Origin of the sequence: Aliamphritea hakodatensis (assembly GCF_024347195.1) — a bacterium.
Classification (GTDB): Bacteria; Pseudomonadota; Gammaproteobacteria; order Pseudomonadales; family Balneatricaceae; genus Amphritea; species Amphritea hakodatensis.
This window is the reverse complement of record NZ_AP025281.1, coordinates 4,488,268-4,502,483: the sequence shown is the minus strand read 5'-3', so window position 1 is coordinate 4,502,483 and position 14,216 is coordinate 4,488,268. Positions and strand designations below refer to the sequence as shown.

Sequence of the window (14,216 nt, the reverse complement as noted above, 5' to 3'; positions counted from 1 at the left end):
AGATATTTAGGTAGGGCTGCTCTATGAATCCAATGCTTCCTGTTTCGACCGGTACCGGATCTCTTCTTGATATAGGTGGAGCCGGCGCTGCGCCCGCAACGGCGGGGCTTGGAGGAAACTTCAATGCAATGATTCTGCAGACCAGCCAGTCACAGACAGGTACCTCTGCACTGGTCAGTACACAGAGGCAAGGGCAGGCAGAGGGCGGCGAAAGCTTGCCGCCGGGTACTGTCTCCCAGGCTCAGGAGCAGGTAACTGCCCGGGGAGATATTCAAAACAGTGTTGATAAGTCCGGTGAAAAACAGACCGCTGATGGCAGCGAAACCCTCAGTCAGCTGAAAAAGTTTCTGGAAGCGGACGTCTCAGCGGAATACTCACTGATACAGGAAGGGGGTGTTCAGTCCCGTTCATCACAAGAGCTTTCAGGATTAGCCGTCGTTTCCGATTCTCAGCCTGCTGATACCAAAGCGGCTGTCGGTCAGCAGGTTGCACAATCTGCTGGCGTGCCGGCCGATCAGTCACCTTTATCAAAAGCGGTGCATGAACTTGTCAGTGCTCAGCAGTCAGTTGCTGGTGATAATACTGTTGCCGGCAATGAACAGAATGCCCGGCAGGTTGCAGCTGTATCTGAAAATCCAGGTATTAAACAAGATGCGGCAGCCCCTCAGCAGAATCAGCAGCAGTTGGTTAATCCGTCTGTGGAGGAGCTGGCATCCTCTGTTAAATCGGTAACCAGTGAAACGAAGGCAACTGCGGTCGCTGAAGCATCACCTGCTGCAAGTAGCGGCGATAAAGTCGCTCAGCCGGGTGTGGTGCCGCCGGCACCTGTTGCTGGAAAGTCAGCTGAAAACCTTGCTGCAGCAACCAGTCAGCCAGCAAATGGCGTTGGTGAGTCTGCTGTTGCTCAGGCCGATATAGCCGCAAGGCAGTCGCAGCAATCAGCCATACAGGCCCCCGAAGGGCAGAAAGTTAATGAGCAGGCACAGCAGTTAACCCAGCGCGCTGCAGAGGCACAGACTGGTAAGTCTGTCTTGCCGGGGCAGGAAGCGATTGCTGCTAATGCTGCTGGTGTGACTGTCGATGAACAAAAAGCTGAATCCCGTCAGGCTATCAGTTCCTCTGCCAGAGGGGCTGAAGAAAATGGCCTGATTAAAGGTCTGGTTGCCGATAACAGCAAGGCTGCTGAAGGACAGAAGCCTGTTCTGCCAGCCGGTGTCAGCCCTGCAGTCGACAGTCTGGCAAAGTTACAGAACTCAGCTTCGCTGTTAACTGAGCAGTTAGCAGAGCAGGCCGTCAGCAAATTAGCCTCCAGAGCTTCCGCTGCGGAATCGGTAAAGGCTGAAGGTTTTGCTGATTCACTGTCAGCATCACTGGCCGGCAGCAGTGTTGCCCGGGCTGAAAAAGTGGGGGCTGAACCACACCAGTTACAGATGCAGCAGGGGTTACGACCGGGTAACCCGGCCTGGGGGCAGGCAGTCAGCGACCGGGTAGTATGGCTGGCGTCTCAGAACGGTAAAGTGGCAGAAATCCGTCTGGATCCGCCGGAGCTGGGCAGTCTGAATGTTAAGCTGGAAATTAAGAATGAACAGGTAAGTGTGGTGTTTAATACGCCCCATGCCAGTGTGAAGGAGTCGCTGGAGCAAAGCCTTCCGAAGTTGCGGGAAATGTTCGCTGAACAGGGGTTGGAACTGGCTGACTCTTCAGTGGAAGATCAGAGCTCCCAGCAGCGGGAAGACACTCAGCAGCGTGAGGCATTTGCCAGTGGTGGATACGGTGCCGAAGGTGAGCTGGACGACGCGCCTGAAGTGTTAGCTACACAGGCTGCCCAGAGTGTTTCCATGGTTGATTATTATGCTTAAACAGCTGTTTTAACTTCGCTTAGTGCAGATTTTTAAAAAGTCCAACAGAGGATTCAATTTCTTCTGCGCGTAATGCGGAATTTGGTGGCTTCCGCTGCTGAATCAGTATGTTATATTAGGCCCATTATTCTAAGATAAATCGGCTGTATGCCGCTGGGATGTTTGATGGCTGAAGAAAATACTGAAGCAGATGGTGCCGGTGAAGGCAAAAAAGGCGGTAAGCTGAAGCTTATCCTGATTATTGTGGGTGCAATCGTGCTTGCGGCGGGTGGTGCTGTGGGCGGTATGATGTTTCTGGGCGGCTCTGATGAAGCTGCTGAGCCGGCTGAAGCTGCTGCCCCTGTGAAGCAGCAGGCGCAATACAGCAAGATCCGGATTCTGTCCGGAGATCCTTATTTTACCGTTACAATTAACAGTAATGACGGTAAAACCCATTACCTTCAGGTCTATGTTGAGACCAAGTCCCGTGATGATGAAGTGGTTGCTGCGCTGACCAAGCATATGCCGCGCATTGTTAACCGTCTTACCCGTCTGTTCAGTAATCAGTCGTTGTCAACGTTACGTACTCTGCAGGGCAAACTGGATTTGCAGGCTGCGGCTACGCAGGAAATTCAGGCAGAAATGCAGGACAAGATCGGTAAGCCAGGAATAGAAAAAGTCCTGTTTACCGGTTTTATTATGCAGTGAAGGTTTATCTATGACCGTTAAAGACCTGCTTTCACAAGACGAGATCGATGCCTTATTACACGGTGTTGATGGCGGTGAGGTAGAAACGCAGGAAGAAGAGCCTCAGGACGCGGGTGAGGTACGTGTTTACGACCTTGCCAGCCATGAGCGAATTGTCCGTGGCCGGATGCCAACGCTTGAAATGATCAATGAGCGTTTTGCCCGTCATACCCGTATTAGCCTGTTCAATCTGTTACGCCGTAATGCTGATGTCTCTGTCGGCGGTGTGCAGATTATGAAGTACGGCGATTACATTCATACCCTGTATGTGCCGACCAGTATTAACCTGCTGCGGGTATCGCCGTTGCGGGGAACCGCGTTGCTGGTGATGGATGCCAAGCTGGTTTTTAAACTGGTGGACAACTTCTTCGGTGGCGACGGCCGTCACGCTAAAATTGAGGGCCGGGAGTTCACCCCGACCGAGCTGCGCCTGATTAATAAGGTAATCGGTCAGTTCTTTGGTGACCTTGAAGATTCCTGGCAGCCGGTGATGCCGCTCAAATTTGAAGTCAGTGGCCATGAAGTAAACCCGGCCATGGCAAACGTGATTAATCCTTCCGAAGTGGTTGTGGTCAGTTCTTTTCAGGTTGATCTGGATGGCGGTATGGGGGAGTTCCATGTCACCATGCCATACGCCATGCTGGAGCCGATTAAGGATACGCTTGTGTCTGGCTATCAGCGCGCTGAAGAAGAGCTTGATGAACAGTGGTTGAAAAGCTTGCAGCAAGAAGTGCTGGAGGCACCGATGGAGCTGGGGCTTTCCATTGCCGAGCGGCAACTGACCCTGCGCGATGTCGTGGATTTTGAAGTGGGTGATATTATTCCGGTTGATATACCGGATAAACTCAAGCTAACGGCTAACCGGGTACCGATTTTTACCTGCAACCTGGGAACGTCCCGGGGAAATCTGGCGGTAAAGATCCTCCATGAAATAAAACGATAAAAATTCGCTAAGCTTAACTGTATAGGGTTAACTTGGCTGTAATCAGCTACATAATGAGAACGCTTGTATGAGTGATGAAACAGGTAACGTCGATCAGGACGCAATGGCAGACGACTGGGGCGCGGCAATGGCTGAGCAGGTTGGTGATGCCGGCGGTGGTGCAGACTGGGGTGACGCTCTGGCAGAGCAGGCTACCGGTGAGGCGGCTCAGAAAGTGGAACTTGATGAGCTGACTGACGATGCTGCGATTGTAAAAGATCCTAAGCTGGACGTTATTCTGGACATTCCCGTGACTATCTCCATGCAGGTAGGTCATGCGGAAATTCCTATCCGTAATTTGCTGCAGCTTAATCAGGGATCAGTGATTGAGCTGGACCGTGTTGCCGGTGAACCGCTGGATGTAAAAGTAAACGGCACCCTGGTTGCCCATGGTGAAGTTGTGGTCGTCAATGACCGTTACGGTATTCGTCTTACCGATGTGATCAGTCCTGAAGAACGTATTGAGAAGCTGCGCTAGTGGTCTGGCGTGTTTGTCTGTTTTTGATAACTGCGCTGCAGTCATTCTGGCTGCTGGCTGATACGGTCTCCGGTGCAGCCCCTGCGCCGGCTACCGGTCTGGTTTATAAAGAGCCTTTTAATTCAGGGGCAATTACCCAGCTTGCGCTTGGTCTGTTGGTCGTTATCGGGCTGATCTTTACGCTTGCCTGGCTGTTGCGCCGTTACTCAAACTTACCGGGACAGAATAAGCGTCTGCAAATCATCGCAGCTTTGCCTCTGACCGCCCGGGAAAAAGTGATTCTGGTGCAAGCCGGTGAGCAGCAGTTGCTGTTAGGGGTGGCGCCGGGCCGGGTGAACTTGCTGGCCAGTTATGATGAGCCTCTGATAAAGGTGGGTGAAAAAGGGGATTTTGCTGTGAAGTTACAGCAGGCGCTGAGCAGAGTTAAACCGCAATGAATGCACTGACAGCTGTTATGCGCAGCGGACTGATCATGTTAGGGCTGATGTTTCCGGCCTGGGTGTTTGCTGCTGATCCGGCCATCCCGGCGGTGACCCTGACCACGAATCCGGACGGAACCGCGGATTACAGTGTGACGATTCAGATCCTCGCGCTGATGACACTGCTGACGTTCCTGCCGGCAATCATGATGATGATGACGTCCTTTGCGCGGATCATTATCGTATTTGCTATTTTGCGTCAGGCGCTGGGTTTGCAACAGACACCGTCGAACCAGATTCTGGTCGGGCTGTCGTTATTTTTAAGTCTCTTCATTATGACGCCGGTGCTGGAAAGGGTGAATGAAGGGGCGATTCAGCCTTACATCGGTGAAGAAATAACGTCGATTGAAGCTGTGCAGGCTGCCAGTGTGCCATTCCGGGAGTTTATGATGGCGCAAACCCGCGAAAATGACTTAAACCTGTTTATGAATATTTCCCGCACACCGGCGGTCAATACGCCGGAAGAAATCCCGTTTAATGTGCTGGTGCCGGCGTTTGTGACCAGTGAGCTGAAGACGGCTTTTCAGATAGGTTTTATGTTGTTTATTCCCTTTCTGGTTATCGACCTGGTGGTCGCCAGTATCCTGATGGCCATGGGTATGATGATGTTATCGCCGGTGATTATTTCCCTGCCGTTTAAAATCATGCTATTTGTACTGATTGATGGCTGGGCGATGGTGGTCGGTACGCTGGCTGCCAGTTTTGTGGTTGTGTAGGAGACCCTATGACGCCGGAAATTGTTCTTGATCTGTATGGTGAGGCGCTTTACCTGGTGGTGGTGCTGGTGGCAGTGATCGTTTTGCCTTCGCTGCTGGTAGGTCTGGTCATAGCGACCTTTCAGGCGGCAACCCAGATTAACGAACAAACTCTGAGCTTTTTGCCCCGTTTGCTGGTGACCTTGCTGACGATTATGTGGTCGGGGCCCTGGATCCTGACCAAGTTGCTGGATCATTTCGGCAATATCTTTACCAACATTCCACTGTTTCTGGGGTAGCGGGTGTTTAGCGCCAGCTTTCTCGAAATTGAACAGTGGGCGGCTGAGTTTCTGCTGCCGTTTTTTCGGGTGGCGTCCTTTTTTATGGTTGTGCCTGTTATTGGTACCCGGATGGTGCCGGCCCGCATCCGTATGGGGCTGGCGCTGGCGGTCACTACCGTGATTGTGCCTGTCCTGCCGAATCTGCCGCAGGTGAACGGCTTGTCGATGCAGACGTATATCTGGATTGCTGAACAGATACTTGTCGGCATTTCTATGGGGTTTCTTATGCAAATCCTGTTTCAGATTTATGCCCTAGGCGGGCAATTGATTGCCTCTCAGATGGGTTTGGGCTTTGCATCTGTCAGTGACCCGGCAAACGGGGTTTCTGTGGTCGTGTTGTCTCAGTTTTATCTGATGATTGTCATGATGCTTTTTCTGGCACTGAACGGGCATCTGGTTTTGATAGAAGCGCTGGTGCGCAGTTTTTATGTCTTGCCGGTGACGGAAGGCGTGGTTCCTGCTTCGGGGCTGATGGCGATTGCAACGTCGGGTACCTGGCTGTTTTCCAGTGCTCTGCTGATGTCGTTGCCGGCGGTCACTGCGCTGCTGGTGATTAACTTTGCCTTTGGCATTATGACCAAGGCGGCTCCGCAATTAAATATTTTTGCTGTCGGTTTCCCTTTTACGATGTTAATGGGGCTGCTGATAACCTGGGTGAGCCTCGAAGGCTTCCTGGGACAGTACTACCGTTTCACTGAATTCGCTTTTCAGTATATTGAGCGTGTTCTGGGTGTGGGAGGGCTGTAAATGGCAGAAGAGAGCGGTCAGGAGAAAACCGAAGAACCCACACCCAAACGGTTAAAAGACGCCAAAGAGAAAGGCGACATAGCCCGTTCCAAAGAATTGGCGACGACCGTTTCTTTGTTGGCGGCTGCTTTTGGGGCCCTTATGCTGGGGGAAACGGCAGCGAATGTCATGATGGATATGATGAGCTATAACTTTGCTCTGGACCGTCAGTCGGTGTTTGATCCTAATCTCATGTTTCAGCATCTTGGTCATTCCCTGAGAGAGGGGATGATGTCGGTCGCACTGTTTTTTCTGATTATGCTGGTTGCTGCGTTTGTCGGGCCTTTAGGGCTGGGAGGATGGAATCTCAGTGGTAAGGCGCTGATGCCTAAAGGCAGCCGCATTAATCCGTTTTCCGGTATCAAGCGGATGTTTTCCCTGAAGGCTTTACTTGAGTTGTTTAAAGCGCTGGCTAAGTTTTTGGTCGTTGGCGTTTTGTCTTTCTTTATCCTGGATAATGTTAAAGAAGCACTCTTTGCTCTGGGTGCGCAGGATATTCGCACCGCCATGGCCGGCGCGACAGACATTGTGCTTTGGGCGTTTGTGGCGATGAGTGCCACGATGATTCTGATTGCGGTTGTGGATGTGCCGTTTCAGATTCATGACTACTCCAAAAAGCTGAAAATGACGATGCAGGAAGTAAAGGATGAGATGAAAAACACCGAAGGTAAGCCTGAGGTGAAAGGCCGGATTCGTCAGTTACAGCGTGAAATTTCTCAGCGGCAGATGATGAGTGCCGTGCCGGAAGCGGATGTGGTAATTACTAACCCGACGCATTTTGCTGTGGCGCTGAAATATGATCAGGAGCGCGGCCATGCACCGATCATGGTGGCTAAAGGCGGTGATTTTCTGGCCTTAAAAATTCGTGAAATTGCTGAAGCGAACGATGTCACTGTACTGTCTTCACCGGCGCTGGCCCGGGCAATTTACTACTCTACAGAAATCGACGATGAAATTCCTGCCGGCTTATTCAAGGCCGTGGCTGAAGTGCTGGCGTATGTGTACCAGTTGAAGCGTCATAAGAAGAAAGAAGGGCCTGCGCCGCAGCGTCTGTCAGACCGTTTACCTATCCCTGAGGAATTGCGCCGGGATGAAACTGACTGATTGTCGGTAGATTGGCGGATTTCTTGCATCATCTCCCACTATGGGAAGTGGTGCGTCAAAAAATTGATGTTTGTTGCTGCTTTTTAATGGTATTTTACCACTCGCAGAGTGATATTTTATTTTAGTGATATTTTTTTGACGCTTTTGTCTTTCAGGCGTCGCTGACTAAGCAGGCAAGCAGTGGATAGAGCAGCTATCTATAATAACGTTCGCAGTATGGGACAGGGCAATCTGGGTGTGCCTTTCCTGTTGCTGGTGATTCTGGCAATGGTGACATTGCCGATGCCGCCATTTCTGCTGGACGTCCTGTTTACTTTCAATATTGCCCTGTCAATTGTAGTGTTGCTGGTGTGTGTCTACGCCATGCGCCCCCTGGATTTTGCGGTTTTTCCCACGATTTTGCTGATAGCGACGCTGATGCGTCTGGGGCTGAATGTCGCCTCAACCCGGGTGGTATTGCTGTACGGCCACGAAGGTGGAGATGCTGCCGGTAAGGTAATCGAGGCTTTTGGTGAGGTTGTTATCGGTGGCAACTACGTTGTCGGTTTAGTGGTATTCCTGATTCTGGTTATCATCAACTTCGTGGTAGTCACCAAAGGTGCCGGACGGATCTCAGAAGTGAGTGCCCGATTTACACTGGATGCCATGCCCGGCAAGCAGATGGCCATTGATGCTGACCTGAATGCTGGCATTATTGATCAGGAACAGGCTAAACAGCGCCGGGAAGATGTTACTCAGGAAGCTGATTTTTACGGTTCTATGGACGGTGCCAGTAAGTTTGTCCGGGGTGATGCGGTCGCCGGTATTCTGATTTTGGTGATCAATATTCTGGGCGGCCTGGGCATTGGTATGGTTCAGCATGATCTGTCATTTGATCTGGCTGCCCGCTATTACTCGCTGTTGACCATCGGTGACGGCCTGGTTGCCCAGATTCCGTCATTGCTGTTGTCAACGGCAGCAGCAATTATGGTAACCCGTGTGAATGCTTCCCATGATATGGGTAAGCAGGTGCTGGGGCAGCTGTTCGGTTCGCATAAAGCGCTGGCAGTTGCTGCGGGTATTCTGTTTATCATGGGTATTATTCCGGGGATGCCGCATTTCGCATTTCTGTCACTGGCGTTTCTCGGCGGTGCAGGTGCGTACTTCATTCATAAGCGTAACCTTGAAGAACAGGAACGGGAAAAGGCTGCCGAGTCAGATGCTCCGCCTCCGCCCGAGCCGGATGCGGATGTGAAAGAGCTGGACTGGGATGATGTTATGCCGGTGGATATGATCGGTCTGGAGGTGGGATACCGGCTGATTCCTATGGTCGATAAGCTGCAGGGCGGGCAGTTGCTCAACCGGATTAAGGGGGTGCGTAAGAAGCTTTCCCAGGATCTGGGGTTTTTGGTGCCATCGGTGCATATTCGCGATAACCTTGATCTGATGCCCGGGGCGTACAGGATCACTCTGATGGGGGTGATTGTCGGGGAGTCTGAGGTGTATCCTGAGCGGGAGCTGGCCATTAATCCGGGCCAGGTATTTGGTCACCTGCAAGGTATTACGGTTAAAGATCCGGCCTTTGGTCTGGATGCGGTGTGGGTTGAGCAGAGTCAGAAAGAGCAGGCTCAGACGCTCGGTTATACCGTTGTGGATGCCGGGACGGTCGTTGCTACGCACCTTAATCAGTTGTTGCAGGCCCATTCTCATGAGCTGATGGGGCATGATGAGGTTCAGCAGTTGCTGGATATTCTGGCGAAATCCTCGCCCAAGTTGGTTGAGGATCTGGTGCCGGGGAAATTGTCTGTCAGTATTATTCTGAAAGTGCTGCAGAATCTGCTGATGGAACAGGTGCCAATCAAGGATTTCCGTACCATTACGGAGGCGCTTGCTGAGGCGGTGCCGAGAAGTGCGGATCCTTTGACGCTGACAGCGGCAGTGCGGGTGGCGTTAAACCGTCTGATTGTACAGAATATCAACGGTTCGGAGCCGGAGTTGCCGGTTATTACACTTGATCCTCAGCTTGAGCAACTGTTACTGGGGTCAATGCAGCAGGGTAACAGCGAAGGGTTGGTAATTGAGCCGGGTATGGCGGAACAGTTACAGACGTCACTGACTGAGGTGGCGCAGCAACAGGAAATTGCCGGACGGCCGGCGGTATTGCTCGTAGCTGCACCGGTCAGGCCCTTGCTTGCCAAGTTTGTGCGTTACGGTGAACAGCAGATATCAGTGCTTTCGTATCAGGAAATCCCGGAGAACAAACGGGTGACGATCATCGCGACTGTCGGAGGGCAGAACCGTGATCAGTAAGAGTGTTGAAACATCAAAGTTTTCCAGGGGATGGCCGATATACAGGAACGGTTATGAAGGTTAAACGTTTTTTTGCGCCGGACATGCGACAAGCGATGCAGAGGGTTCGAGAGGAAATCGGACCTGACGCTGTCATTGTGTCTAATCATCGGGTTGCCGGAGGGGTAGAGGTTGTTGCCGCCCACGAGCACGAGTATGAAGCTGCGCAGGAAGCCTTCAAACGTAAACAGGCGTTAGAAAAACAGCAACAACAGCAGCAACGGCAGCAACAGCAGCAGGCTCAGCGTCAGGTTGCCCGGGAAGCCAGTCCTAAGCTGCAAAGTAATCTGGCTGATGAGTTGCGTAAGGCGCAGGCCAGAATTGCGGCGGCTCAGGCCGGTGCGGAAGAACCTGCAAAGGCAAAAAATCAGCAGGTCGAAGATCCGGGGCTGGACGGGATACTGGATACCCTGAAACAGCGTCAGGCGCAGCAGGCCGCGAGAAATTTTGAGCGCAATGAGGGGCGGCAGCCAGGTTCTGTCGCGCCTGCTATTTCACCGGTATCGCCTCCGCCAGCCCCGGGTATAGATGAATATGCCGCGCAGGCCAAACCGGTTGTGCGGCAGGAGCCTAGCTACAGTCCGCCGGCACCTGATCCTCAGGTGGCTTCGATGCGGGCCGAAATTGATACGCTCAAATCACTGCTCTTACAGCAGGTTTCCCAGCCCAAAAGTACAGCAGAGCCCAACGTTGTGGCGGCACCTGCGCCGCAAAGAGCGGAAGAACCTTCAGAGCCTGAAGAGAGCGTGCTGCATAAACGGGTAGAGCACCGTCTTGAGAAACTTGGCATCGGGCCGCATCTGCGCCGTCAACTGATAAAGCTGGAAGGTGCTGAAAGCGTGGATGATGGCTGGCGGGATACATTGTCCCGTCTGAGTGAGTCGATTCCGGTGATTGGTGGCGACTTCGTTGAGCGTGGCGGTATGATTGCTTTTGTCGGGCCGACCGGTGTGGGGAAAACCACCACGATTGGTAAGCTGGCTGCGCGCTATGTTCTGAAGCATGGCAGTTCCAGTGTGGCGCTGGTGACGACTGACTCATACCGTATAGCAGCGCATGAGCAATTGCTTACTTTTGGCCGGATTCTGGACATTCCGGTGCGGGTGGTTGATGAAAATCACAGTCTGGATGAGGTTTTATTGTCATTGCGCAATAAGCGGCTGGTATTGATTGATACTGCAGGTATGAGTGCGCATGAGCCGCATACCCAGGCTCAGCTTGATATGCTGGAAAGTGTCAGTGTGCGGATGAAAAAGCTGTTGGTGCTTTCCTGCTCCAGCCAACGGCATGTCATCGAGAATGCCTATGAAACCTACAGCCGAATGGGGCTTAATGGCTGTATTCTCAGTAAGTTAGATGAATCCGGAAATCTTGGTGAGGCAATCGAGCTTATCGTTGATAACGGTTTGCCTGTTACCTATGTGACCGATGGTCAGCGGGTGCCGGATGATCTGGATGTGGCCCACAAGCGGGATCTGGTCAGCCGTGCAGTCGTGACAGCGCAGCGCGTTTCCCGTAATCAGCGTATGGCGCAGGACCGGCGTCAGGATAAACTTTCACAAAATGGGCAGTGGGTTGATTGATGGGATATCAGATAGGAAGACATAATGACTAGTCCGCACCCGGTGAAAGTTGTCGCAGTTACCGGGGGTAAAGGCGGCGTTGGCAAAACCAATGTGTCAGTTAACCTGAGTCTTGCGCTGGGGGAGATTGGTCGCAGGGTGGTGCTGATGGATGCTGACCTGGGGTTGGCGAATGTGGATGTGTTGCTGGGTGTAAAAGCAACTCAGAACATTACGGACGTGCTCGCCGGAGACTGTTCATTACGGGATCTGCTGATCGAAGTCGGTGAGAATGTCCACATTGTGCCCGCCGCTTCCGGGACACAGGCGATGACGACGCTGAGTGCGCATGAGCATTCAGAACTGATTCATTCGTTCAGTGATATCGAAGATCAGCTGGATGTACTGATTATAGATACCGCGGCAGGTATTTCGGACACAGTAGTGAGCTTTGTCAAAGCGGCGCAGGAAGTTGTCGTGGTAGTGTGTGATGAACCGACCTCTATTACAGACGCATATGCGCTGATGAAGCTGCTGAACCGTGATTATCAGGTGAACCGGTTTCGGGTACTTGCCAATATGGTACGTTCAGAGCAGGAAGGTCGGAATATATACAGTAAGCTGCTGACAGTGGCAGAAAGGTTTCTGGATGTGACGCTTCAATACCTGGGATCAATCCCTTATGATGAGTCAGTCCGTAAAGGTGTACAGCAGCAACGTGCTGTTTTAAAAGCGTTTCCAAAGAGTAAGGCCTCGTTGGCATATAAGCAGCTGGCGGCAAAAGTAGATGATTGGGGTGTGTCATCTTCACCCCGTGGTCATCTGGAGTTTTTTGTTGAGCGATTGGTTAAAGGGGCAAATCAACGCTGACAAGTCAGAAGAGCAAATATGTATAACCAGTTACAGTTTAAGTCGGGTCAGGAGCTGATCGAGCAATATGCGCCGTTGGTAAAACGTATCGCGCATCATCTGCTGGCGCGCTTGCCTGCAAACGTTGTGCTGGATGATTTGATTCAGGCCGGCATGGTTGGCTTGCTTGAAGCCGGCAAAAAATACGATCCCACCAAAGGCGCAAGTTTTGAAACTTATGCCGGTATCCGGATCCGCGGTTCCATTATTGATGAGGTTCGTCGGGGGGACTGGACACCCCGTTCAGTGCACCGTAATGGCCGTCGGGTTTCCGAAGCAATTCAGGCAATTGAATCCCGTACAGGCAGAGATGCCCAAGATGGGGAGGTTGCCGCCGAATTAAATATCACTATCACTGAATATCACGCATTATTGAAGGACTCCGCTGAGAGCCGGCTGTTCAGCTTTGAAAAGCTGATTGGTCCGCAGGAAGACGGTCCGGGCGAAAATATCGCCGCAGAGAATTTAAGTCCTGAAGATGAATATCAAGAATTGGGATTTGTTCAGGCAATCGCAACGGCAATTGAAGGTTTGCCGGAGCGGGAAAAATTAGTGTTGTCGTTGTATTACGACGAAGAAATGAACTTAAAAGAAATCGGTCAGATCCTGGGTGTCAGTGAATCCAGAGTAAGCCAGATTCATAGTCAGGCAGCGTTACGCTTGCGAAGTCGGTTAAGAGACTGGCAATAGCTGGCAGTCTGATGGATAGACACCGCTGGCTAGCGACAGTCAGATAGTTTTCCTGATGGAGGGATAGTCTTGAAGAAAGACATAAAAATACTTGTGGTAGATGATTTCTCTACTATGAGACGTATCATCAAAAATCTGCTCCGTGATCTGGGGTTTACCAATATTGTTGAGGCCGATGACGGTAAGACTGCTTTACCGATTCTGCAAAGCGGCAATATCGAGTTTCTGGTAACAGACTGGAATATGCCAATCATGACAGGTATCGATTTGCTTAAAACCGTGCGGGCTGATCCGGACCTGAAGCATATCCCTGTTCTGATGGTGACTGCGGAAGCGAAGCGCGACCAGATAGTTGAGGCGGCTCAGGCGGGTGTAAATGGTTATGTAATTAAACCGTTTACCGCTGCAGTGCTGAAAGAAAAAATCGATAAGATTTTTGAACGGCTGGGCTAGGTGGCGGCTATGTCTGAGACGATAGAGAATAAGGGAGCAAGTGGTTTTGAGCTTGAGTTGAAGCAGGATGCTGACAAGCTTGTGGAACATCTGGCAAACGGAGATGTTGGTGCAGCAATGACGCTGATCCACGACCTGAATGAAAAACGTCATCAGGCGCTGTATCACGAAGTCGGTACGCTGACCCGCTCACTGCATAATGCCATCGTCAGTTTTTCCGATGATGTCAGCAGCAATGCGATGTTGCAGGATTCCAAAGAGCACATTGCTTCAATATCTGATGCCAGTGACCGTTTGTCATATGTCATCGAGCTGACTGAAAGCAATGCTCATAAGACAATTGACAGTGTTGATATTTCACTGAACCTTGTATCCGAGCTGGAAGAAGGTTTCCGCCGCCGTCAGCGGCTGCTGGAAGAGTTCGATAAAGTTCAGCAGGACAAACCTGAGCTGGAAGGCCTGTATAAGCTTGCCTGCCAGCATGCGACTGATAACTCAGATGCCCTGGTTGAGCTGAAAGAGCGTCTGACAAATATCTTACTGGCGCAGGAGTATCAGGACATAACAGGACAGCTGATTAAACGTGTTATTCAGCTGGTTACCGACATTGAGTCACAGCTGGTTAGCCTGATGGAAGTTGCTTCCAGAGTTAATCGCCTGAATGGTATTGACGGTATGACGGCTGACGCAGAAGCGCTGGCTAAACAGAAAAAAATAATGGCTGAAGGCCCACAAATGGCAGCAAAAGATAATGATGAAGTTGCTTCCAGCCAGGATGATGTGGATGACCTCCTTTCCAGTTTAGGTTTTTAACAGGGGTAGGC

The 14,216-nt window shown here is 51.5% G+C and carries 15 protein-coding genes; all 15 read left to right on the top strand.

Annotated elements, in window-relative coordinates; translation table 11 throughout:
* Nucleotides 1–23 precede the first annotated feature (23 nt).
* Complete coding sequence (locus PCI15_RS20420) at nt 24–1,859, top strand: flagellar hook-length control protein FliK (protein WP_271271761.1); 1,836 nt, start codon at nt 24–26, stop codon at nt 1,857–1,859.
* Between the two features lie 165 nt (nt 1,860–2,024).
* Nucleotides 2,025–2,546 (top strand): flagellar basal body-associated FliL family protein, encoded by a 522-nt coding sequence (locus PCI15_RS20415; protein ID WP_205658756.1) that lies wholly within the window; start codon nt 2,025–2,027, stop codon nt 2,544–2,546.
* A gap of 10 nt (nt 2,547–2,556) precedes the next feature.
* Entirely contained in the window at nt 2,557–3,528 is a 972-nt protein-coding gene (fliM, locus tag PCI15_RS20410) for a flagellar motor switch protein FliM (protein WP_271271760.1), read from the top strand.
* 67 nt (nt 3,529–3,595) lie between these two features.
* The gene (gene fliN, locus PCI15_RS20405) at nt 3,596–4,045 is read left to right on the top strand and encodes a flagellar motor switch protein FliN (protein WP_271271759.1); all 450 of its coding nucleotides are present in this window, start codon (nt 3,596–3,598) and stop codon (nt 4,043–4,045) included.
* A complete protein-coding gene (gene fliO, locus PCI15_RS20400) occupies nt 4,045–4,482 on the top strand; it encodes a flagellar biosynthetic protein FliO (RefSeq protein WP_271271758.1) in 438 nt (145 codons plus the stop codon). The genes fliN and fliO overlap by 1 nt, the downstream gene beginning before the upstream one ends.
* A complete protein-coding gene (gene fliP, locus PCI15_RS20395; RefSeq protein ID WP_376787826.1) occupies nt 4,479–5,240 on the top strand; it encodes a flagellar type III secretion system pore protein FliP in 762 nt (253 codons plus the stop codon). The genes fliO and fliP overlap by 4 nt, the downstream gene beginning before the upstream one ends.
* Nucleotides 5,241–5,248: 8 nt before the next feature.
* Nucleotides 5,249–5,518 carry a flagellar biosynthesis protein FliQ gene (gene fliQ / locus PCI15_RS20390; protein WP_271271757.1) on the top strand — a complete coding sequence of 90 codons (270 nt, stop codon included), beginning with the start codon at nt 5,249–5,251 and terminating at the stop codon, nt 5,516–5,518.
* Nucleotides 5,519–5,521: 3 nt separating this feature from the next.
* Nucleotides 5,522–6,307, top strand: a complete 786-nt coding sequence (gene fliR / locus PCI15_RS20385) for a flagellar biosynthetic protein FliR (RefSeq protein ID WP_271271756.1) — start codon at nt 5,522–5,524, stop codon at nt 6,305–6,307.
* Nucleotides 6,308–7,450: a flagellar biosynthesis protein FlhB gene (gene flhB, locus PCI15_RS20380; protein WP_271271755.1), complete on the top strand. Its 1,143-nt coding sequence runs from the start codon at nt 6,308–6,310 to the stop codon at nt 7,448–7,450. It abuts the gene before it with no gap.
* Between the two features lie 216 nt (nt 7,451–7,666).
* A complete protein-coding gene (gene flhA, locus PCI15_RS20375; protein WP_376787851.1) occupies nt 7,667–9,739 on the top strand; it encodes a flagellar biosynthesis protein FlhA in 2,073 nt (690 codons plus the stop codon).
* Between the two features lie 53 nt (nt 9,740–9,792).
* A complete protein-coding gene (gene flhF / locus PCI15_RS20370; protein ID WP_271271753.1) occupies nt 9,793–11,361 on the top strand; it encodes a flagellar biosynthesis GTPase FlhF in 1,569 nt (522 codons plus the stop codon).
* A gap of 24 nt (nt 11,362–11,385) precedes the next feature.
* Nucleotides 11,386–12,210: a MinD/ParA family protein gene (locus PCI15_RS20365; RefSeq protein ID WP_271271752.1), complete on the top strand. Its 825-nt coding sequence runs from the start codon at nt 11,386–11,388 to the stop codon at nt 12,208–12,210.
* Nucleotides 12,211–12,228: 18 nt separating this feature from the next.
* Nucleotides 12,229–12,939, top strand: a complete 711-nt coding sequence (locus PCI15_RS20360) for an RNA polymerase sigma factor FliA (protein WP_271271751.1) — start codon at nt 12,229–12,231, stop codon at nt 12,937–12,939.
* Nucleotides 12,940–13,020: 81 nt separating this feature from the next.
* The gene (locus PCI15_RS20355; protein WP_446680454.1) at nt 13,021–13,392 is read left to right on the top strand and encodes a chemotaxis response regulator CheY; all 372 of its coding nucleotides are present in this window, start codon (nt 13,021–13,023) and stop codon (nt 13,390–13,392) included.
* Between the two features lie 9 nt (nt 13,393–13,401).
* A complete protein-coding gene (locus tag PCI15_RS20350) occupies nt 13,402–14,205 on the top strand; it encodes a protein phosphatase CheZ (RefSeq protein WP_271271749.1) in 804 nt (267 codons plus the stop codon).
* The last annotated feature ends 11 nt before the right edge of the window (nt 14,206–14,216 follow it).